This is a genomic window from Aliisedimentitalea scapharcae, from assembly GCF_045277565.1.
Lineage (GTDB): Bacteria > Pseudomonadota > Alphaproteobacteria > Rhodobacterales > Rhodobacteraceae > Aliisedimentitalea > Aliisedimentitalea scapharcae.
This window is the reverse complement of the sequence record NZ_CP123584.1, coordinates 1,633,640-1,651,809: the sequence shown is the minus strand read 5'-3', so window position 1 is coordinate 1,651,809 and position 18,170 is coordinate 1,633,640. Positions and strand designations below refer to the sequence as shown.

18 protein-coding genes are annotated in these 18,170 nt (G+C 59.2%); 8 read left to right on the top strand and 10 right to left on the bottom strand.

The annotated features are described in order from the left end of the window. Nucleotides 1-38: 38 nt before the first annotated feature. The 4 genes from glyS to QEZ52_RS07695 form a co-directional block, all read right to left on the bottom strand. Complete coding sequence (gene glyS / locus QEZ52_RS07710) at nt 39-2,270, bottom strand: glycine--tRNA ligase subunit beta (protein WP_406649112.1); 2,232 nt, start codon at nt 2,268-2,270, stop codon at nt 39-41. Between the two features lie 9 nt (nt 2,271-2,279). After that, the gene (gene gltS, locus QEZ52_RS07705) at nt 2,280-3,491 is read right to left on the bottom strand and encodes a sodium/glutamate symporter (RefSeq protein ID WP_406649110.1); all 1,212 of its coding nucleotides are present in this window, start codon (nt 3,489-3,491) and stop codon (nt 2,280-2,282) included. Nucleotides 3,492-3,524: 33 nt separating this feature from the next. After that, nucleotides 3,525-4,049: a DUF6446 family protein gene (locus QEZ52_RS07700; protein WP_406649107.1), complete on the bottom strand. Its 525-nt coding sequence runs from the start codon at nt 4,047-4,049 to the stop codon at nt 3,525-3,527. A 65-nt stretch (nt 4,050-4,114) separates the two neighbouring features. Beyond that, nucleotides 4,115-5,044 (bottom strand): glycine--tRNA ligase subunit alpha, encoded by a 930-nt coding sequence (locus QEZ52_RS07695; RefSeq protein ID WP_406649104.1) that lies wholly within the window; start codon nt 5,042-5,044, stop codon nt 4,115-4,117. A gap of 275 nt (nt 5,045-5,319) precedes the next feature. Here QEZ52_RS07695 and QEZ52_RS07690 point away from each other — a divergent pair, with 275 nt between their 5' ends. Continuing rightward, the gene (locus QEZ52_RS07690) at nt 5,320-7,059 is read left to right on the top strand and encodes a trypsin-like peptidase domain-containing protein (RefSeq protein ID WP_406649103.1); all 1,740 of its coding nucleotides are present in this window, start codon (nt 5,320-5,322) and stop codon (nt 7,057-7,059) included. 278 nt (nt 7,060-7,337) lie between these two features. Here QEZ52_RS07690 and QEZ52_RS07685 read toward each other — a convergent pair whose 3' ends face one another. From QEZ52_RS07685 to QEZ52_RS07670, 4 genes are all read right to left on the bottom strand, one after another. Continuing rightward, entirely contained in the window at nt 7,338-8,915 is a 1,578-nt protein-coding gene (locus tag QEZ52_RS07685) for a thiamine pyrophosphate-binding protein (protein WP_406649102.1), read from the bottom strand. Then, nucleotides 8,915-10,363 carry a TrkH family potassium uptake protein gene (locus QEZ52_RS07680; RefSeq protein ID WP_406649101.1) on the bottom strand — a complete coding sequence of 483 codons (1,449 nt, stop codon included), beginning with the start codon at nt 10,361-10,363 and terminating at the stop codon, nt 8,915-8,917. The genes QEZ52_RS07685 and QEZ52_RS07680 overlap by 1 nt, the downstream gene beginning before the upstream one ends. Nucleotides 10,364-10,430: 67 nt before the next feature. Continuing rightward, a complete protein-coding gene (gene folE2, locus QEZ52_RS07675; RefSeq protein ID WP_406649100.1) occupies nt 10,431-11,534 on the bottom strand; it encodes a GTP cyclohydrolase I FolE2 in 1,104 nt (367 codons plus the stop codon). A gap of 119 nt (nt 11,535-11,653) precedes the next feature. Further along, nucleotides 11,654-12,505, bottom strand: coding sequence for a LysR substrate-binding domain-containing protein (locus QEZ52_RS07670; RefSeq protein WP_406649099.1), 852 nt, complete (start codon nt 12,503-12,505; stop codon nt 11,654-11,656). Nucleotides 12,506-12,622: 117 nt separating this feature from the next. Between QEZ52_RS07670 and QEZ52_RS07665 the strand changes: the two genes are divergently transcribed. After that, nucleotides 12,623-13,411, top strand: a complete 789-nt coding sequence (locus QEZ52_RS07665; RefSeq protein WP_406649098.1) for a 2OG-Fe(II) oxygenase — start codon at nt 12,623-12,625, stop codon at nt 13,409-13,411. Beyond that, nucleotides 13,408-14,658: a M24 family metallopeptidase gene (locus QEZ52_RS07660; RefSeq protein WP_406649097.1), complete on the top strand. Its 1,251-nt coding sequence runs from the start codon at nt 13,408-13,410 to the stop codon at nt 14,656-14,658. Before QEZ52_RS07665 ends, QEZ52_RS07660 begins: the two co-directional genes overlap by 4 nt. A gap of 63 nt (nt 14,659-14,721) precedes the next feature. Here the strand turns inward: QEZ52_RS07660 and QEZ52_RS07655 are convergent, their stop codons facing one another. Continuing rightward, nucleotides 14,722-14,988 (bottom strand): DUF2312 domain-containing protein, encoded by a 267-nt coding sequence (locus tag QEZ52_RS07655; protein ID WP_406649096.1) that lies wholly within the window; start codon nt 14,986-14,988, stop codon nt 14,722-14,724. A 160-nt stretch (nt 14,989-15,148) separates the two neighbouring features. On the opposite strand from QEZ52_RS07655, the gene QEZ52_RS07650 reads away from it, so the two are divergent. Next, the gene (locus tag QEZ52_RS07650; protein ID WP_406649095.1) at nt 15,149-15,367 is read left to right on the top strand and encodes a hypothetical protein; all 219 of its coding nucleotides are present in this window, start codon (nt 15,149-15,151) and stop codon (nt 15,365-15,367) included. A gap of 83 nt (nt 15,368-15,450) precedes the next feature. Here the strand turns inward: QEZ52_RS07650 and QEZ52_RS07645 are convergent, their stop codons facing one another. Beyond that, nucleotides 15,451-15,666 (bottom strand): hypothetical protein, encoded by a 216-nt coding sequence (locus tag QEZ52_RS07645; RefSeq protein ID WP_406649094.1) that lies wholly within the window; start codon nt 15,664-15,666, stop codon nt 15,451-15,453. Between the two features lie 262 nt (nt 15,667-15,928). Between QEZ52_RS07645 and QEZ52_RS07640 the strand changes: the two genes are divergently transcribed. The 4 genes from QEZ52_RS07640 to QEZ52_RS07625 are packed head-to-tail and all read left to right on the top strand — an operon-like array spanning nt 15,929 to nt 18,135. Next, the gene (locus tag QEZ52_RS07640; RefSeq protein WP_406649093.1) at nt 15,929-16,792 is read left to right on the top strand and encodes an MBL fold metallo-hydrolase; all 864 of its coding nucleotides are present in this window, start codon (nt 15,929-15,931) and stop codon (nt 16,790-16,792) included. A gap of 39 nt (nt 16,793-16,831) precedes the next feature. Continuing rightward, nucleotides 16,832-17,260: a YeeE/YedE family protein gene (locus QEZ52_RS07635; protein ID WP_406649092.1), complete on the top strand. Its 429-nt coding sequence runs from the start codon at nt 16,832-16,834 to the stop codon at nt 17,258-17,260. Continuing rightward, nucleotides 17,260-17,691, top strand: a complete 432-nt coding sequence (locus QEZ52_RS07630) for a DUF6691 family protein (protein WP_406649091.1) — start codon at nt 17,260-17,262, stop codon at nt 17,689-17,691. The genes QEZ52_RS07635 and QEZ52_RS07630 overlap by 1 nt, the downstream gene beginning before the upstream one ends. Nucleotides 17,692-17,700: 9 nt before the next feature. Then, the gene (locus tag QEZ52_RS07625; RefSeq protein ID WP_406649090.1) at nt 17,701-18,135 is read left to right on the top strand and encodes a TIGR01244 family sulfur transferase; all 435 of its coding nucleotides are present in this window, start codon (nt 17,701-17,703) and stop codon (nt 18,133-18,135) included. The last annotated feature ends 35 nt before the right edge of the window (nt 18,136-18,170 follow it).

The following is an 18,170-nucleotide window of genomic DNA, read 5'->3' as shown; positions in this document are numbered from 1 at the left end:
AGCGGGCGGGAGCGCCTGTGGTTTGGGTTTGGCCCTGATCAACCCTCAATGCGCGTCAGATCAGCAACCTGACCACAAACCTGACGGATCTGGTTGAGCAGGTTCAGCCGGTTGCGGCGCACCACCTGATTGTCCGAATTCACCTGCACCGCCTCGAAAAACGCATCCACAGGCCCACGCAGCGCCGCCATGCCGCCCATGGCGGCCGCGAAATCTTCGGCTTTAACCGCCGAAGAGATCGCCCCCTGGCTGGTTTCCAGCGCGTTGAACAGGGCGATTTCGCTGGCGTCTTCGGCGAATTTCACATCCGCACCATAGGAATATTCGACCCCATCCTTTTCTTCGGCCTGGGCCAGTATGTTGTTGGCACGTTTGAAGCCCTGGAGCAGGTTTTCGCCATCCTCGGTCTTCAGGAAATCTTCCAGCGCCCGGGCGCGTTTGACCAGCAGGGTGAGATCGTCATTGCCGTCCATCGCAATGCAGGCGTCGATCACATCGTGGCGAATGCCCTGATCGCGCAGGAACACCTTGAGGCGGTCGTGGAAGAAGGAGAGGAGATCACGCGACACATCCGGCAGACGTTGTTTGAGCTCTTCCATACGTCTGGGCAGATCGCCGTCAAAAGCGTCCAACACCGTGCGCACTGCGGAACCAAAGACGCCATGATCGGCAATTTCTCCAAGCATGTCGGCAAGCAGCCCACGAGACACATCATCTTCGCCATTTTGAGCGAGTTCATGGCGCAGCAGCTGTTCATCAATGAACCGGTCGAGCCCAGAACGCGCGTCATTCTCCAACACCAACCGGATCACCCCCAGCGCGGCGCGGCGCAGGGCAAAGGGGTCTTTCGAACCGGTGGGTTTTTCATCAATCGCCCAGAACCCGGTCAGCGTGTCCAGCTTGTCAGCCAGCGCCACCGCAACCGAGACCGGTTCGGTCGGCACATCGTCCGACGGGCCGAGCGGCGAATAATGCATCTCACACGCATTGGCGACGGCCTGCGGCAGGCCCGCGGCTTCGGCGTAATAGCGGCCCATCAGGCCCTGGAGCTCGGGGAACTCATAGACCATTTCGGACGACAGATCAGCCTTGGCCACCCGGGCGGCCTGTTCGGCCAGATCGGCGTCAGCGCCCACAACCGGGGCAATTTCGCGGGCCAGCGCGGCGATGCGGTCAATACGCGCGGCCTGGGTGCCCAATTTGTTGTGGAAGGTCACATTGGACAGCGCGTCCACCCACGTGCCCATACCGGCCTCGGATTTCACTGTGCGCAGGTCGTTCTCCCAAAAGAACTTGGCATCTGCAAGACGGGCGCTCAGCACCTTTTGGTTGCCGGCCAGAATGGTCGCACCATTGTCGGCGGTTTCGCGGTTGGCGACGGTCACAAATTTTTCGATCCGCCCGGACTTGGGGTTCTTGACCGAAAAGAACTTCTGGTGCTCCTTCATCGAGGTTTGCAGCACCTCGGGTGGCAGGTCCAGGAATTCGTCGTCGATCGCCCCCATCAGCACCACAGGCCATTCGACCAGACCGGCGACCTCGGCCAACAGGCCCTTGTCGTCGACCAACTCCAACCCGCTGGCGAACGCCTGATTGGTGGCATCCTGCCAGATCGCATCGGCGCGTTCGCCTGCGTCCAGAACCACAAAGGCCCGCTTTAGTTTGGCAGCGTAATCATCGAACCCGGTGACAGCAAAGCGTGCCGGGGCCATGAACCGATGACCCCAGGTTGTGTCGCCCGATTTGATCCCGTCAATGTCCAGATCGACCACAGTATTGCCGGATTCTTCGCTGAGCAGGCATAGGATCGAATGCAGCGGGCGCACCCAGCGCAGCGTCCCTGTGCCCCAGCGCATGGATTTCGGCCAAGGAAAATTTCGAATGGTATCTTCCAGAACCTCGGCAACGATTTCTGCCGCAGGGCGGCCCGGTTTTTCGATGGTGGCGAAATAGACCGCGCCTTTGGGGGTATCGCGCTCTTCGAGCTGTTCGCGGGTCACGCCCGCGCCGCGCAGGAACCCGTCGACCGCCTTGTCCGGGGCACCGACCTTTGGACCCTTGCGCTCTTCGTGGATGGTGGGGCTTTCGCCCAACACCCCCTCCAGCGCCAGCGTCAACCGGCGCGGAGTCGAAAACGCTGCCGCGCCTGCATAGGTCAGACCGGCCTCGACCAGCCCATCGGTCACCCGCTTTTTCAGATCATCCGCAGCGCGCGCCTGCATGCGGGCGGGGATTTCTTCGGAAAAGAGTTCAATCAGCAGATCGGGCATCTGGGGTCCTCAGAGGTTCACGATTATCTGGATGACAATCGCATTGGCGATATCGACAAAGAAAGCGGATACAAGGGGGAGCACGACAAAGGCAATAGGCGACGGCCCATAGCGTTTTGTCACAGCGGTCATATTGGCAATCGCCGTGGGGGTCGCCCCCAGGGCAAACCCACCAAAGCCAGCCGCCAGAACGGCCGCGCGATAGCCCCGCCCCAACAGCGGAAACAGCACATAGAGCACGAACAGAACCGCGAATAGCGTCTGGGCCAGCATGATCATTGCAATGGTCATGCCCAGCCCGGCAATGGTCCACAGCTGCAGGCTCATCAACGACATGGCCAGAAACGCACCCAGCGCAAATTCCGACACAAGAGCGAGCGCCGGCGTGCGGGCAACAGGGTTGGCATTGGGCAACAACAGGGCGCGCAGATTGGCGATGACGATAGCGGCGATCAGACAGGGCACGAACAGCGGCAGCTTCAACCCGAATTGGGCAATCAGCGCATGCAGGGCATAGCCCAGAATGATGGCGAGGTTCAGATACAGCATCACCCGCATCAGGCCCAGATGGTCGATCCCCTGCCCTTCGGCGGCGGCGTCATGGGACAAGCCGATCGTGTTTTCCTCGTCCGGGCGCGATGGGCTCAGGTCGTGGCGATTGATCAGATACCCAGCAATGGGACCGCCAACCAGCGCGGCCAGCACCAGCCCCAAGGTCGCCACGGCCACGCCCAGCTCGGTCGCACCCTCCAGGCCCGTTGCGGCTGCTACATCAGGGGCCCAGGCAATTGCGGTGCCGTGCCCGCCGATCAATGCAGCCGATCCGAACAATACCCCGGCCTGCGCCGGATAGCCGAATACCACCGCACCAATGACACCGATCAGGTTCTGCGCGACAATCGTGGCCAGCGTCAGCCCCAGAAGGATTGCCAGCGGTTTTCCTCCGGCAATCAGATCCGACAGGCGGGCGTTCAACCCAATCCCTGCAAAGAACAGCACCAAAAAGTAATCCCGGGCGTCCATCTGAAATTCAATGGCCGTGCCGCCCCATTGGTACAGGCCCCAACCGACCAATGCCGCCAACAGGCCTCCGGTCACCGGTTCGGGAATGTTGAGATGACGCAACAGGGATATCCGTGCATTCAGCCCCGCGCCCAACAGAAACACCGCAAACCCGAGGGTCACGGAGATGAAGTTGGGAATGAGGATCGGATCATCCATTGGACAGCCTGGTTTTCCGTGTTTGCAATTAATTCAGCGTTGCGGCAGCGGTGGGCATTCCTCGCCCACAACCGTGCCATCATATGCTTTTTCACCGCAATTGTTCAGCTCATGCCAGGCATAGCCGCGTCCGTCGCTGGTCAGTGCCACGATGCGATCCACGCCATATTCGATATTCTTGTGCGACAGGAACGTGGTTGCGGTTCCGGCTTCCAATTCGCCGCCCAACGCTTCGGCGTCAAAGCAATCAAACCACCCCGGAGCGGTTCGGGGTGACTGATCTGGCATTTCGATAAATGTCGCACGGGCAGCCTCGATCGTCAGATCGGTTTGGAAACAGGCCCGATAGCGGATAGGAGAGCTATCGGCATCGATGGCCTGAAACCCCGAATAGGGGATCGCCTGAGGTGCCCCCCCATCGACAGGTACCAGAATGACATCTTGCCCCGGTGTCGGCGTGACTTCGTTATAAAAGGCATAGACCTGCAGATAATACATCGCTGCACCGCCGATCACAGCGGTCAGAATAAGAACGATTGTCAGAATTTTACCGGTCATTGTTTACTTGCCTTTCGGGGGAGTTCCCCAATTGCCCGGGACATCCATGTCCCGGTACCGGTCGATCAGGCGACGTGGCCGCCTGCATCGGTCAACACAAATGCATCGGCGCATTGTTTGGCCAGGGCCCGCACGCGCCCGATGTAGGCCTGACGTTCCGTGACCGAAATCACGCCGCGAGCGTCCAGCAGGTTGAACATATGCGACGCCTTGATGCATTGGTCATAGGCCGGGTGCGCCATGATGATACGCTTGCCCGTCTTGGGGTCGATGTGCTCCTGCGACAGAATCGCGGCGCATTCGGCTTCGGCTTCCTCAAAATGACGCAGCAGCACTTCGGTATTGGCAACGTCAAAGTTCCAGCGCGCGTATTCTTCTTCGGTCTGTTTAAAGATGTCACCGTATTTCAACGGGATTGGCGACTGTGGGTCGTTGAATGGCATGTCCATCACGTGATCCACACCCAGGACATACATCGCCAGACGTTCCAGACCATACGTCAGCTCGCCCGAAACCGGTTTGCAGTCATGCCCGCCAACCTGCTGGAAATAGGTGAACTGGCTGACTTCCATGCCGTCACACCAAACCTCCCAGCCCAACCCCCAGGCACCCAGTGTCGGGCTTTCCCAATCGTCTTCGACAAAGCGGATATCGTGCAGCTCCATGTCGATGCCGATGGCTTCGAGGCTGCCCAGATACAGCTCCTGCAGGTTGGGCGGGCTGGGTTTGATCAGCACCTGATACTGGTAATAATGCTGCAGACGATTGGGGTTTTCGCCATACCGCCCATCGGTGGGACGTCGCGACGGCTGAACATAGGCGGCAGCCCAGGATTTTGACCCCAGCGCCCGCAATGTGGTGGCCGGGTGAAAGGTGCCAGCACCGACTTCCATGTCATAGGGTTGCAACATCGCACAGCCCTGCCCGGCCCAATATGTCTGAAGCCGCAGGATGATCTCCTGAAACGAACGCGGGGCACCGGTGGATTGGATCATGGAACTCTCATCTGTAAACGGACTGCAAATGCGCGTCTTACCTATGCAAGCGCCCCGACGGGGTCAACGGCTCATATGGTCCTGAACTCCTGTCGACACTGGCGTGCCCATTTATTCCTGCGCATGAAAACCTGCGCCACACGGCCATGATCGGGCTCTGCTGTTACGTGTTCGGAAATTCCCCCTGTCCAGAGACCGTCATGGGCATTCCCATTTTGGATGGAAAATGTTTATCTTCCCCGCAGATTATGAATTAAAAGGGCACGAGACCTGATATGACAAGATTGATCGCGGCGTTCCTGTTTGTGATAGCAAGCTGGACAGGGCCGACCATGGCGCAACAGAGCAGCCAGGATATTGTCTGGATCCAAATTGAAGCACACCCCAGCCTGCGCGACGCACAGGCCCGGGCACAAATTTACTCACAGGCGTTGGCCGACGTGACCGGGTTTTCGCTGGGGGGCAACTGGTACGGAATTCTGTTGGGCCCCTATACCCGCGAAGACGCGCAGCGTGTTCTGCAGGTGTATCGTCTCGAACGGCAGATTCCCCGCGACAGTTTCATCTCCCAGTCATCGAACCTGCGTCAGCAATTCTGGCCGGTTGGCGAAAACCTGTTGTCCCGTAACCCGATTGCGGCCCCCTCTTCGGGAGCCGGAACAATTGCAACATTACAGCCCGATCCGGAACCTTCGGATGAAACCCCGTCCCAGGCCCGGCGCAGTGAACAGGGCCTGAACGGAAACGAACGCAAGGCCTTGCAGATCGCGTTGCAGGCAGGTGGGTTTTATACAGCGGCAATCGACGGTTCGTTCGGCCGCGGGACCCGCGCCTCTATGGCGGATTGGCAGGCGGCAAACGGGTTTGAACAGACCGGGATCCTGACCACCAAGCAACGTCAGATATTGATGGACCAGTATAATGCACCTCTGATTTCGGTTGGCATGTCCCGCATCAGGGATGACAAGGCCGGAATTGAAATGCAACTCCCGACCAAGGAGGTCCGCTTTTCTCATTACGAACCACCCTTCGCCCATTACCCGACGTCTGGGTCATTGGGTGCCCGGGTGCTGATGATCAGCCAGCCCGGTGACCAGACCACCCTGTTTGGCCTCTTTGATATCCTGCAAACGCTGGAGATCATCCCTCTGGAAGGCCAGCGGGAACGCAAGTCCGACAGCTTTGTCATCGAAGGGCGCGGCAACGGTATCGTTTCTTATACCCAAGCCGCCCTGAAGGGAGGCGAGATCAAAGGCTTTACCCTGATCTGGCCCGCCGGAGACGAAGAGCGCCGCAGCCGGATCCTGACCGAAATGAAGGCCAGCTTTACCCGTCTCGATGGTGTGCTGGATCCCGCGGCAGGTGCTGACGCTGAACAACGCATCGACCTTGTGTCGGGACTTCAGGTGCGCAAACCGCGCCTGTCGCGCTCTGGTACATTTGTGGATGGCCAAGGCACAGTGGTGACAACAGTCGATGCGGTTCAAAACTGCACCCGTATTACACTGAACAGCGACTTCCAGGCGGAACTGGTGGCCAGCGATGCCTCGACTGGTCTGGCACTGGTACGCCCCGTCGAGCGTCTGGCCCCGATGGAAGTGGCTCAGTTGCGGGCCAGTTCCCCGCTGCTGCAATCCGAAGTGGCCGTGGCCGGATTTTCCTACGAAGGGATTCTCGGCGCGCCGACACTGACCTATGGCACCCTGTCGGACCTGCGGGGATTGCGTGGCGAAACCGGAGTGACCCGGTTGGCGCTGGCCGCACAACCGGGAGATGCCGGTGGTCCGGTTCTGGATGCGAATGGCGCGGTGCTGGGCATCCTTGCCGCCGCTCCGGCCGGCACTCAGCAGTTGCCCCAGGGTGTCAGCTTTGCGGCCAATGCCGATACGTTGCGGGCTTTGCTCCAGCAGGCAGGGATCGCAGCCCAGGACAGCCGCGAGGCCAACACACTGTCGCCGGATGCCATGACCCGGTTGGCGACCGGCATGACCGTATTGGTCAGTTGCTGGGATTGATCCACCACAGGTCATCCGAGGTGAAATGAGACCGCGCACAGATTATGTCTGTGCGCGTTTTTCATTCCCCCAAGCGTCCACGATTGCCCCAGTCCTCCAAACGCTCCCGCGCCCTGCCCCCGCATCCAAGATGCGCTGGCAAAGGCCTTGGGCCACGCAGGCCGCCGATGGCGGCCTGCGTGCGACGGTGGCGGCACCGCGCATTCATGCGCGGCGCCCGGCCCAACGCTTTGGGGGGCTTTCGTCAGAAAGGCGTCAAAGGGGCGGGAGCGCCCCAGTCAACTTGCGATGTTGGGCGTCACATAAATCAGCGTCGGACCGCTGGCATCAAAGGCTTCCAGCACCGCCCCCTGCAGCTCATTGATCGACGACGGAGCCACAGAGATCGCGCCAAAGGCCTCGGCCAATTTGCAGAAGTCCGGGTTGTGCGCCATGACAGCATTGGGGGCAATCTGGGCCCGAGTCATGCTGTCTTCGATCTCCTTGAGCTTGCCATTGTCCCACAGGATGATCGGCAACGGCAGCCCCAGTTCCACCGCGACACCCAGTTCTTGCATCGTATAGTGGAACCCATAGTCGCCGGCGATCGCAACCGTCGGCTTGCCGCGACGCGCCACCGCCCCGCCAATGGCGGCGGGCAGCGCATACCCCAATGTTCCGAACCCGGTCGGATGGTGCCATTGCCCCGGGCGCGGCATGTCCCAGATTTCTTTGGCCACATAGGCAAATTGGGTCATGTCCGAATAGATCATCGCATCTGCGGGCATCACGGCGCGCAGCGCGTCGCAGATCGGCACAATCCCGGGTCGCTCTGCGTCTACTTCGCTGCGCCAACGGGTTCGGATGGCGGCCACTTCATCTGCGGTCCAGTCGGTCTGGCGCGCCTGCCCCTTGGTTGCATCCCAGAACGCCCGGGCAAAGCTGTCGGCGTCGGCCTGTATCTTGACCGCAGCACGTTGCGCATCGCTCAACACCTCCGGATCCAGATCAACCCGCACCAAAGTCGCCGTGTGCCCCAAGTCAGGTCGCCACATGTCCACCTCGGCCAGTTCGCACCCGACAACAACAACCAAGTCCGCCTGGGCCACCACTTCGGCACTGCCAGGGCGGGCCAGACAGGCTCCAAAGTCCAACGGCGCATTCAACCCCATGGCACCGCGCCCGGCATAAGAGGTCATGGTGGCGATCCCCAGCGGCTCAAGCAGGTCGCGCCAATAGACCGACGCCGCCCCTCCGCCCAGAATGAACAAAGGCCGCTTGGCAACATTCACCAGCGACACCACCGGAGCCACATCCGGGGCGGCGACCTTGACCCGCTCGGCTGCCATGTTGGGGAACGGGGCCTCGGCGGTCACGCTTTCCAATTGAGCAATGGGCACCTGAATATGTTTGGATCGCGGGCGATTGGTTTCGAATTCATCAAAGGCGCGTTCCACCAGACCATAGGCCGCGCGCGGTGTACGCGCCTCTTCGGACCATTCACAAACGGTTGCAGCGGCCCCGCGTTGGTCTTTCATCTGGTGCAACTGACCGCGCCGGTCGGCCACTTCATCCAGACAGGACGACAGCACCAACATCGGCACGCTGTCGGAATAGGCCTGCCCCATCGGCGTCATGATGTTGCACAGCCCCGGCCCGGTGATCACATAGGCCACTCCCGGTTGGCCGGATGCACGCGCATAGCCGTCGGCCATGAACCCCGCCCCCTGTTCGTGACGGGCCAGCACATGGGTGATCCCGGCCTCTTCAATACCGCGATACATTTCCTGATTGTGTACGCCGGGAATGCCAAAAATCACCTCGACTCCGCGATCTTTGAGCATATGCGAGATCTGCGCACCCAGTTTTCTTTCCATCACGCCCTCCAGAAGCGAATTGTCAGAATGGCGTAAACCGCCAACAGTTCCAGTCGGCCAATCAGCATTGCTGCGCTGAGCAACCATTTCGCTGTGTCGTTCAGCCCAGAGAAATTACCTGATGGTCCAATCTGTTCCCCCAGGCCCGGGCCAATATTGGCCAGCGCCGCTGCCGCGCCTGACACGGCGGTGGTGAATTCCAACCCCGTCAGCCCCAACGCCCAGGACAATGCGCCCAGCGTCACTGTAAAGAACACAAAGAATGACATCACCGAGCTGAGCACGTCCGGCCCCACCGCACGTCCAGCATAACGCGGCACAAACACCCCATGCGGTGACCGAATACGCTGCAACTGCACCTTGATCGAAGCAAACAACAGCTGGTAGCGAAAGATCTTGATCGAACAGGCCGTAGACCCCGCGCATCCGCCGATCAGACCGGCAAAGAACAGAACTGTCACCGGGAAACCGCCCCAGATCATGTAGTCGGTCGAGGCATAGCCAGTGCCCGTCAGAAGGGAAACAGTGTTGAACAACGTCTTGCGGAACACTGTCTCGCTTTGTTCAGGGCCCTGGGTCATGTTCCACAACGACAACGCCAGCACCAGCACGACGGCAGTGGCAAAAAACACGCGAATTTGACTGTCGCGAAACAGCGGCTGCACATGGCCAGAGGTCATCTGTACAAAGCGAACAAACGGCAGGGCCGCCAGCATCATGAACACGACGGCCACATATTCGGACATCCCGCCAAACGCCCCGAATGAAGCGTCATAATTGGCGAAACCGCCAGTCGCCACCGTGGTCATCGCATGGGCCGTCGCGTCAAAGGCCCCCATCCCGGTGGCAGCATAGGCCAACGCGCAGGCTCCGGTGAGCCCGATATAGATCACCGAAATACGCGACGAAATCTCGGTCGCGCGGGGCAGGATCTTGCCAAAGGTGTCAAACCCTTCAGAACGGAAAATCTGCATGCCCCCAACCCGCAGTTCAGGCAGGAACACCATGGCGACCACAATGATACCGATGCCCCCCAGCCATTGCAGCAGCGCCCGCCACAGCAGGATCCCACGTGGTAGGTCGTCAAGCCCGGACAGCACCGTTGATCCGGTGGTGGTCAATCCCGACATCGATTCAAAAAACGCATCGACAAACCGCAGGTCGGTATCGCCCAACATGAACGGAATCGCCCCAAACACAGGCAGCGCCACCCAAACACCGGTGGTCAAAAGGAAGGTCTGCTGGATTGTCAGCCCCTGTTTGACCCCATTGGAACAGCTGAGCGCCATCAAGACACCCACCAGAATGGTCACGGCAGCGCTTTGCAGAAACACAGGCCATTCGCCCTGCCCCTGAGCCAGGTCGGCCAGCATAGGCAGGAACATGGTTGCGCCCAGAATGGCAACCAGCAATCCAATGACATATCCGACGGGTCGCAGATCCAACATGAGGCGCAGGGTTGGCCTGCGACATGGGGAGTGTCAACCCACAGCAGGCCGGGAAACGCCCGGGGGGTTAACCCCGGTGAATCAGGGTTCCGAACAGTTGCGGATCCAGGCTGGTGGCCTTGAACAGATCGCCATGCGTCAGGATCGACACCGCATCATGGCTGTGCAGGCTCTCCTGATGGCTGGCGACAACCCGGAAATCACGCACCCGGTGGTCGCTTTGCAACGCTTCGCAGAACAGGCGGGCAGCGTCTTCGACAAAGATCGGATTGGCGGCGTTCAACTCGGCAAAGGCCTGTTCGTCTTCGCGTTTGACCATGACCTGGGTTTCCGTCGGCACAGCGCGGCGACAGTGGTCAATCAGATCCTCGAACCAGACCCGGTTGCCGGCGTCATCCACCTGCACCGAAATCCGCGCCACGGACCGCTGGGAATGCGGCGTGGCCAGTTGCCCGCGCGACGCGCGTGCATGTTCGCTCAGCTCCAGCGAACAGGGACAGGTTGACGAATAGACATAGTCCAGGTGCATGATCTTTTCACGAACACCGTCATGATCAACCAATTCCAACGCAATGTCGTAATACTGATAACCGCTGAGCCCCGAACGCAGGCTGTCCACCCGCGCCGGAAAGGAAAACCGCATCTGAATCCGCGCATCCGGGCTGTCCAGGTCGGCCAGATAGTCGTCCAGCGCATTTGCCATCACCGCAAAGCTGAAGGTGCGTTCCGCGTGTTTGTAAAATGACCGCATGATCCGGGACATGTTGATGCCCTTTTTCTCGGCATCCAACGACACGGTTCCGGTCACGCTGGTCTCCAGCGTCATTTCGCCCCCATCCCGGGTCCGGAAACGGATCGGCAGGCGGAAATTCGAAATCCCCACGTGCTGAATGTTCTGTTTGGCACCACGGATCAGGCTGGACGGGCCATTTTGCAGATCAGGCATTGTGGCCCTGTAGTCTGCATCGGCCGTGAACTCTTCGGGATAATTGCGCGACAGGTCAGGATAATTCGACACTTCGCGCCCGGGCAACAGACGCGCCACGGCAGGGTCCAGTTGTGCAATTTCAGTCGGTGTCGCCGACACCGCCCATGCGCGCAACACATCCAACGCAGCCTCAGCTTCGTCGCGGTTCGGCAAATCGTCGATATCGCGGGAATGAATGTTCATCGGCGCGCTTCCTTCCAGTGATGCCACATCAATTATCAATGCAGACAGCAGATCCCCTTCATAGACTGATACGTCATAAAACACAAAATGGATTAGCCAAATGCGGCAGCTTTGGCCGCTTAAAGGACGCCCAGCGCGCCCGCAAGGTCCTGAAGACGCCGGGACCGCGTTTTATAGTTCGCCATGACCATGACATAGGGTCGCGGCATCGGCAGGGACAAATCCGTGACCGGGAACACGGATTTCGATTTGATCTGCTGCGCCAACACGGTTTGCGGCAACAGCGCGACCCCCATCCCGGCCCGCACCATCGACACGGCCACAGGCACCGATGGCGCCACCAGGGCAATCGGGTCCGTTCTGTTCAAACCGTGTGTTGTCACGAACTGTGCCCAGCGCGGGACCGACCGCACCGACATTCCCCAATCCACATCAATCAGCGGAGCGTTAGCCAGGTCAACGTCAGGCGTGGCAGCCACCGGAATCAATCTGTCCGAGAACAGGGTCCGAATGCGATAATCCGGATGCTCCCCGCCATAGGTCAGCAACACATCCACTCCGGCCGGGTCCAGATCGACCAGGTCGGTTTCGGTAAGGATGTGCACCGGTACATCAGGGCGCATCCGTCGAAAGACTTGCAACCGGTCCGGCAACCAGAATTGTGCCAGTGCCGGCGTGGCGGCAATCACCAATGGTTGGCGCGCCTCGCCTTCGGTCAGCGCCTGGGTAAACCCGGCGATGTCGGTCAGCGCGCTGGCCGCATTCATATAGTATTCCCGCCCCGCATCCGTCAGACGAATCTGATTGGCCCGCCGGGCAAACAGCTTGAGCCCCAGCCAGTCTTCGAGATTGCGTACCTGCATGGACACAGCGGCAGACGTGACACCCAGTTCAGCCCCGGCAGCGGAAAAGCTCCCTGTGCGGGCCGCGCTTTCAAAAGCGCGCAAAGCGTTGAGAGGAGGAAGCTTCATGGCGACACAGTGCAAGAAATTCTTATGGTCGCCAAGAATAATTATGGTGGTGAGCTGCAAGTGCTGTGGGCACAGTCCATCTCGGCACACCTCAGGTTTCACCCCAAGGAGAAAGACATGCGCGACATACTGGATCTGGATCAATTCCCGCTGGACCGTCCCGGCAGCCCCGAGTGGCAGGATTTGGTCGATCGCTGCCGAACCGATCTGGAGCGAGACGGAATGTTCAATCTGCACGAACTGATGCACCCACATGTGGCCCAGCAGACCGCCAAATCCCTGTCTCCCAGTTTCGCGACCCAAAGCTTTCGCCACGAACGCGACCACAATATCTATTTTCAGGACAAGATCGACGGCCTGGCGGACGACCATCCGGCCCTGACCCGGTTCAAGACCTCGAATTTGACGCTCTGCGCCGACCAACTGGGCGGTTCTGCGCTGTTGCGCCTGTACGACTGGCCCGAGTTTGCCACCTTCATGGCCGCGACCATGGGCAAGGAAGATTTGTTCACCATGTCCGACCCTTTGGCGCGGGTGAATGTGATGTCGTATTGCGAAGGCCAGGAGTTGAACTGGCATTTTGATCGCTCTGAATTCACCACCACCATGTTGATGCAAGCCCCGGATCAGGGCGGTGAATTCATCTATCGCACCGGCCTTCGCAGCGACGATGACCCCAACTACGACGGCGTGGCCCGGATGTTGCGCGGTGATGATCCCGACGTGCAATCCATCACACTCAGCCCGGGAACTCTGAATATTTTTCGCGGCAAGAACACCCCCCACCGCGTCGGCACCGTCAAGGGTGAGACGCCCCGTGTGATTGCGGTTTTTTCCTTTTTTGATCGCCCCGGCGTGACGTTCACCCCAAAGGATCAGATCGGCTTTTATGGACGCGCAGCATGACGGAACTGAGTATTTTCAAGGACGAGCGTAAACGTGTCTTTCTGAACGCCAACGGTGCCGACAAACCGTTGAAATCACCGCTGTCGCTGGATGTTCTGGACCGCGCGCGCGATTATCGGCTGGGACGTCTGCGCGCAGAAATGGCGCGTCAGGATGTGGCGGGGTTGCTGCTGTATGATCCCGTCAACATTCGCTATGCGTTTGATTGCTCCAACATGTCGATCTGGACTGCGCACAATCCGATCCGTTATGCACTGATCCTGGCCAATGGGCCGGGCATCATGTTCGAGTTCAAGGGGTGCGAACATCTGAACGACGGCTTGCCCGGCATTGATGAAATCCGCACCGCCATCGGATGGATGTTCATGTGTGCAGGCGATCAGGCGGGGGCACGGCTTGCCCCTTGGGCCGATGAAATCAGCGATCTTCTGCGCCAATACGGCGGCGGAAATATGCGGTTGGGCGTGGACCGGATGGAGCCCGAAGGGGTTCACGCGCTGACCCAGCGCGGTGTTCAGATCCTGGATGGTGGACAGATCACCGAAACCGCCCGTGCGATCAAATCCGCTGACGAAGTCGCGCTGATGCGCTGGACCATCCGGGTGTGCGAGGCCGGAATGGCGCGCATTTACGAACATTCGGTGCCCGGCGTCACTGAACGCGAACTCTGGGCGCATCTGCATTTCGAAAACGCACGCTCCGGCGGTGAGTGGCTGGAGACCAAGCTGTTGACCTGCGGCCCCAATACCAACCCCTGGTACAAGGAATGTTCGGACCGGGAATGCCAGCCGGGTGAAATGATCAGCTTTGACACCGACATGATCGGCCCCTACGGCTATTGCGCGGATCTGTCACGCAGTTGGACGTGCGGGTATACGCCGATGAATGACACGCAAAAACGGCTGTACAGCGCGGCCCGCGACCAGATCGACCATAACCTGGCACTGTTGCAACCGGGGCTGAGCTTTGCCGAATTCAACGCCAAGAGCTGGCGGATTCCGGACGCCTATGTGCCCTATCGCTATTCGTTGGCTGCCCATGGTGTGGGCATGGCGGACGAATGGCCGGTGATTCCGTTGCACCCGGACTTTGACGGGGCGCACGGGGGGCACATCGAAGAAAATATGGTGATCTGCATCGAAAGCTTGATCGGCGAGGCGGGATCAGAATCAATAAAGCTGGAAACTCAGGTTCTGGTGACACCTGATGGTCCTCAGCGTCTGGACCAGTTCCCCTGGGAGTTCTAAATCGCGCCAAAAACAAAAAAGGGCACCGTCGGGGTGCCCTTTGACGTGGAATCGTGAACTGGGTCAGTCCATACCCAGCGCTTCCTTGTACATTTCCAGAACGGCCTCTTCTTCGGCAATGTCGTCCTTGTCGCGCTTGCGCAGTGCAATCACCTTGCGCAGGACCTTGGTGTCATACCCGCGCCCCTTGGCTTCGGCCATAACCTCTTTTTGCTGGTCGGCAATGTCCTTCTTTTCCACCTCCAACCGTTCCATCCGCTCGACAAACTGGCGCAATTCGCCTGCGGTCACGCGATAGCTGTCGCTTTTGGTATCTTCGGTCACGTCCATGAAGGTCTCCAGGGTCACAAATGAATTTCGGCTGGTTTTGCGGGATACAAGGCCGCGCGTCGCGCCGCAAGCAGGGAATGCGGGACTGCGCGCCATCTTGCACGCAGTGACCCAATCGGCTAGGCGCACTGCGGGTATCTGCCACCGTTAGGAGATCAATATGTTCGATATTCTCGTTTGGGCCGGCGCAGGCCTGTCGGTCACCGGGCTGGCCGGGTTGGTCTGGTGCATCTTGCGTGTGGCGTCTGCCCGCCGCCAAAATCTGTCGGATGACGAATTGCGGGCGGCTGTTCAGGCCGTTCTGCCCTATAACCTTGGGGCGCTGGCGCTGTCTGTTCTAGGTTTGATGATGGTAATTCTGGGAATTTCTCTGGGGTAACAGCCGTCCCGCCCCCAGAAAAACCCCTTGCCACAAAACCATCCTGTCCCTGCAGTCCGGCCACAAATCAGTTCGGCCACAGATCAGACGGGCATGTTATCGAAACTGTCTTCGACGGCTTCTTCACACAGGATTTCGTCCAACCGCTTCAACCGCAAAGGGATCTTGACCCCGGCATCACGCATCCGGTCCAATGTTCTTGTGAATTCCGGCTGCAACGCCAAACGCATTGCGCTGGTCGCCCCGTCGATCCGTTGTTCCAGATGTTCAGCAACTTTGATTAGTTCCTGATTGGACATGTCTCAATCCTCCCCTGAATTGCCCTTGGTAAGTTCACATGCTAACGCGTCCATGTGACAGAAGTTAAATGATCACCTACCGTTTACCCATGCCTCACCAATTTTTGTTAATTTCCTGTTAACGTAGGTGTTGGAGAGGCTTCCTGCATGATTTTGAAGCATCCCTCCGAGTCTTGCCTTGATTTGCGTCAACAGATTAAATCCAGGCTTGATATATTGTGTTTTTTGCATGTAAATTTCTGGGATAGTTAAGGAGCCCTCAATGACACCCAAGGTCCACGCATTCTTTGACGACGCCACCAACACCGTTTCCTATGTCGCGAGCGAACCAAACGGCAGCACCTGTGCGATCATTGATTCCGTTCTGGATTTCGATCAGGCGTCAGGGCGGACTGACACCAAGTCGGCCGACCGGATCATCGCCTATGTCCGGGAACAGGGGTTCAAGGTCGCGTGGATCCTGGAGAGCCATGTGCACGCCGACCATCTGTCTGCCGCCCCCTACATACAGGAAGAGATCGGCGGCAAGATCGGGATCGGCAAGAACATCACCGTTGTCCAGGATACATTCGGCAAGGTGTTCAACGAAGGCACCCGGTTTCAACGCGATGGCAGCCAGTTCGATGCATTGTTCGTGGATGGCGACAGCCTGCATATCGGACAGATGCGGGCCGAAGTGCTGCACACCCCCGGCCACACCCCCGCCTGCCTGACCTATGTGATCGGCGACGCAGCCTTTGTTGGTGATACGCTCTTCATGCCTGATTTTGGCACCGCACGGTGCGATTTCCCAGGTGGATCGTCGGAAATGTTGTATGAATCGATTCAGAAAATCCTGAGCCTTCCCGACGACACCCGAATTTTTGTCGGTCACGACTACAAGGCACCCGGGCGCAATGAATTCGCCTGGGAAACCACAGTGGGCGAGCAAAAGGCACTGAACATTCACATTGGCCAAGGCCGTCCCATCGCCGAATTCGTGGCCATGCGCGATGCCCGCGACGCAACGCTGGGAATGCCACGTCTGATTCTGCCATCCCTGCAAGTGAACATGCGGGCAGGCCAGATGCCCGAGCCGGACGAGCAGGGGGATGTGTTCCTGAAGCTTCCGGTAAACAAGATCTGAATTCAAACATAACGCGCGAACATCCGGGGGGATAAATATATGGAAATGGACTGGATTTGGGGGCTGCTCGGCGGAATGCTGATTGGCTGTGGCGGCGCGGTCTATTTGTTGGGCAACGGTCGCATCATGGGGGCCAGTGGTATTTTGGGCGGTCTGATAGACGGAACCGGACGTAACTCGTGGTTGGAACGAATGGCGTTTCTGGTTGGTGTCATGATCCTCCCCTTGGTTCTCTGGCCGCTCTATGCGGTTGAGATTGACACCCATATAACCTCAAACGTGACCGTGATCATTGCAGCCGGGTTGCTGGTGGGCATCGGGACACGGATTGCCAATGGCTGTACGTCGGGACACGGAGTTTGTGGGATTTCGCGGCTGTCGCTGCGCGGGGTTGTAGCCACGGTATTCTATATTCTGACCGGTGGATTGACCCTGGCGCTATTGCGCCACGTGTGGGGGCTGATCTGATGCGGGCAATGATATCGTTTCTCGCCGGTGGCCTGTTCGGTGCCGGGTTGTTCGTGTCAGGCATGACAGACACCACCAAGGTTCAGGGTTGGTTGGATGTTTTTGGAGACTGGGACCCAACGTTGGCCTTTGTCATGGGGGGGGCAATCATTCCGATGTTCATCGCCTGGCGGCTGGTCCCTGGGCGCGCGCCGCTGGTTGGAGGTGAATTCCCCGACCTGCCCCGTCCCGAATTGGACCACCGGTTGATCACTGGGTCGGTGATGTTTGGCATGGGGTGGGGATTGGCCGGGCTGTGCCCTGGGCCAGCGATCGCATCGCTTTCCTATGGCGGTTGGCAGGGCGCGCTGTTCATGGTGGCAATGCTGGCCGGAATGCTGGCAGCCCCCCGGGTTGCAACGGCACTGGACCATATGGCAGCAAAAGCCTAATAAACGATCATGGACGCACGCTCGATCACACCCCGCTATTTTGTATCTCCTCAGATCTCGGCCGAGGACATACCCGCCATCGTTGACGCCGGGTTTACCCGGATCATCTGCAACCGGCCCGATGCAGAAGTGCCGCCCTCGCATCAGGCCAACGCCATTCGCGCCGCGGCCGAGGCGGCAGGGTTGGAGTTTCTGGACCTGCCGCTTACTCATCAGACAATGACGCCGGAAAATGTCGCCAAGCAACTGGACCTGATCCAATCCTGCGAAGGACAGGTTTTGGCCTATTGCGCGTCGGGAACCCGGTGTTCGGTGATCTGGGCACTGGGCCATGCAGCCGAATTGGGCGCGGACACCGTTCTGGAAAAAACGCATGGCGCTGGCTTCCAACTCGATGGGTTGCGCCCCGCGTTGGAACATATCGCGCAGTCCAAACGCCGATAACCGCAACACCCCCGTCACCGGCCCGTCCTGCCGCC

Excerpts from the sequence above, each read along its gene's own strand:
- QEZ52_RS07680 (WP_406649101.1), bottom strand. The coding sequence starts at position 10,363 with ATGTTGGATCTGCGACCCGTCGGATATGTCATTGGATTGCTGGTTGCC.
- QEZ52_RS07650 (WP_406649095.1), top strand. The coding sequence starts at position 15,149 with ATGTTCGATATTCTCGTTTGGGCCGGCGCAGGCCTGTCGGTCACCGGG.
- QEZ52_RS07630 (WP_406649091.1), top strand. The coding sequence starts at position 17,260 with ATGCGGGCAATGATATCGTTTCTCGCCGGTGGCCTGTTCGGTGCCGGG.
- QEZ52_RS07640 (WP_406649093.1), top strand. The coding sequence starts at position 15,929 with ATGACACCCAAGGTCCACGCATTCTTTGACGACGCCACCAACACCGTT.
- QEZ52_RS07660 (WP_406649097.1), top strand. The coding sequence starts at position 13,408 with ATGACGGAACTGAGTATTTTCAAGGACGAGCGTAAACGTGTCTTTCTG.
- folE2 (WP_406649100.1), bottom strand. The coding sequence starts at position 11,534 with ATGAACATTCATTCCCGCGATATCGACGATTTGCCGAACCGCGACGAA.
- glyS (WP_406649112.1), bottom strand. The coding sequence starts at position 2,270 with ATGCCCGATCTGCTGATTGAACTCTTTTCCGAAGAAATCCCCGCCCGC.
- QEZ52_RS07670 (WP_406649099.1), bottom strand. The coding sequence starts at position 12,505 with ATGAAGCTTCCTCCTCTCAACGCTTTGCGCGCTTTTGAAAGCGCGGCC.
- QEZ52_RS07645 (WP_406649094.1), bottom strand. The coding sequence starts at position 15,666 with ATGTCCAATCAGGAACTAATCAAAGTTGCTGAACATCTGGAACAACGG.
- QEZ52_RS07625 (WP_406649090.1), top strand. The coding sequence starts at position 17,701 with ATGGACGCACGCTCGATCACACCCCGCTATTTTGTATCTCCTCAGATC.
- QEZ52_RS07665 (WP_406649098.1), top strand. The coding sequence starts at position 12,623 with ATGCGCGACATACTGGATCTGGATCAATTCCCGCTGGACCGTCCCGGC.
- QEZ52_RS07700 (WP_406649107.1), bottom strand. The coding sequence starts at position 4,049 with ATGACCGGTAAAATTCTGACAATCGTTCTTATTCTGACCGCTGTGATC.
- QEZ52_RS07655 (WP_406649096.1), bottom strand. The coding sequence starts at position 14,988 with ATGGACGTGACCGAAGATACCAAAAGCGACAGCTATCGCGTGACCGCA.
- QEZ52_RS07635 (WP_406649092.1), top strand. The coding sequence starts at position 16,832 with ATGGAAATGGACTGGATTTGGGGGCTGCTCGGCGGAATGCTGATTGGC.
- QEZ52_RS07695 (WP_406649104.1), bottom strand. The coding sequence starts at position 5,044 with ATGATCCAATCCACCGGTGCCCCGCGTTCGTTTCAGGAGATCATCCTG.
- QEZ52_RS07690 (WP_406649103.1), top strand. The coding sequence starts at position 5,320 with ATGACAAGATTGATCGCGGCGTTCCTGTTTGTGATAGCAAGCTGGACA.
- gltS (WP_406649110.1), bottom strand. The coding sequence starts at position 3,491 with ATGGATGATCCGATCCTCATTCCCAACTTCATCTCCGTGACCCTCGGG.
- QEZ52_RS07685 (WP_406649102.1), bottom strand. The coding sequence starts at position 8,915 with ATGGAAAGAAAACTGGGTGCGCAGATCTCGCATATGCTCAAAGATCGC.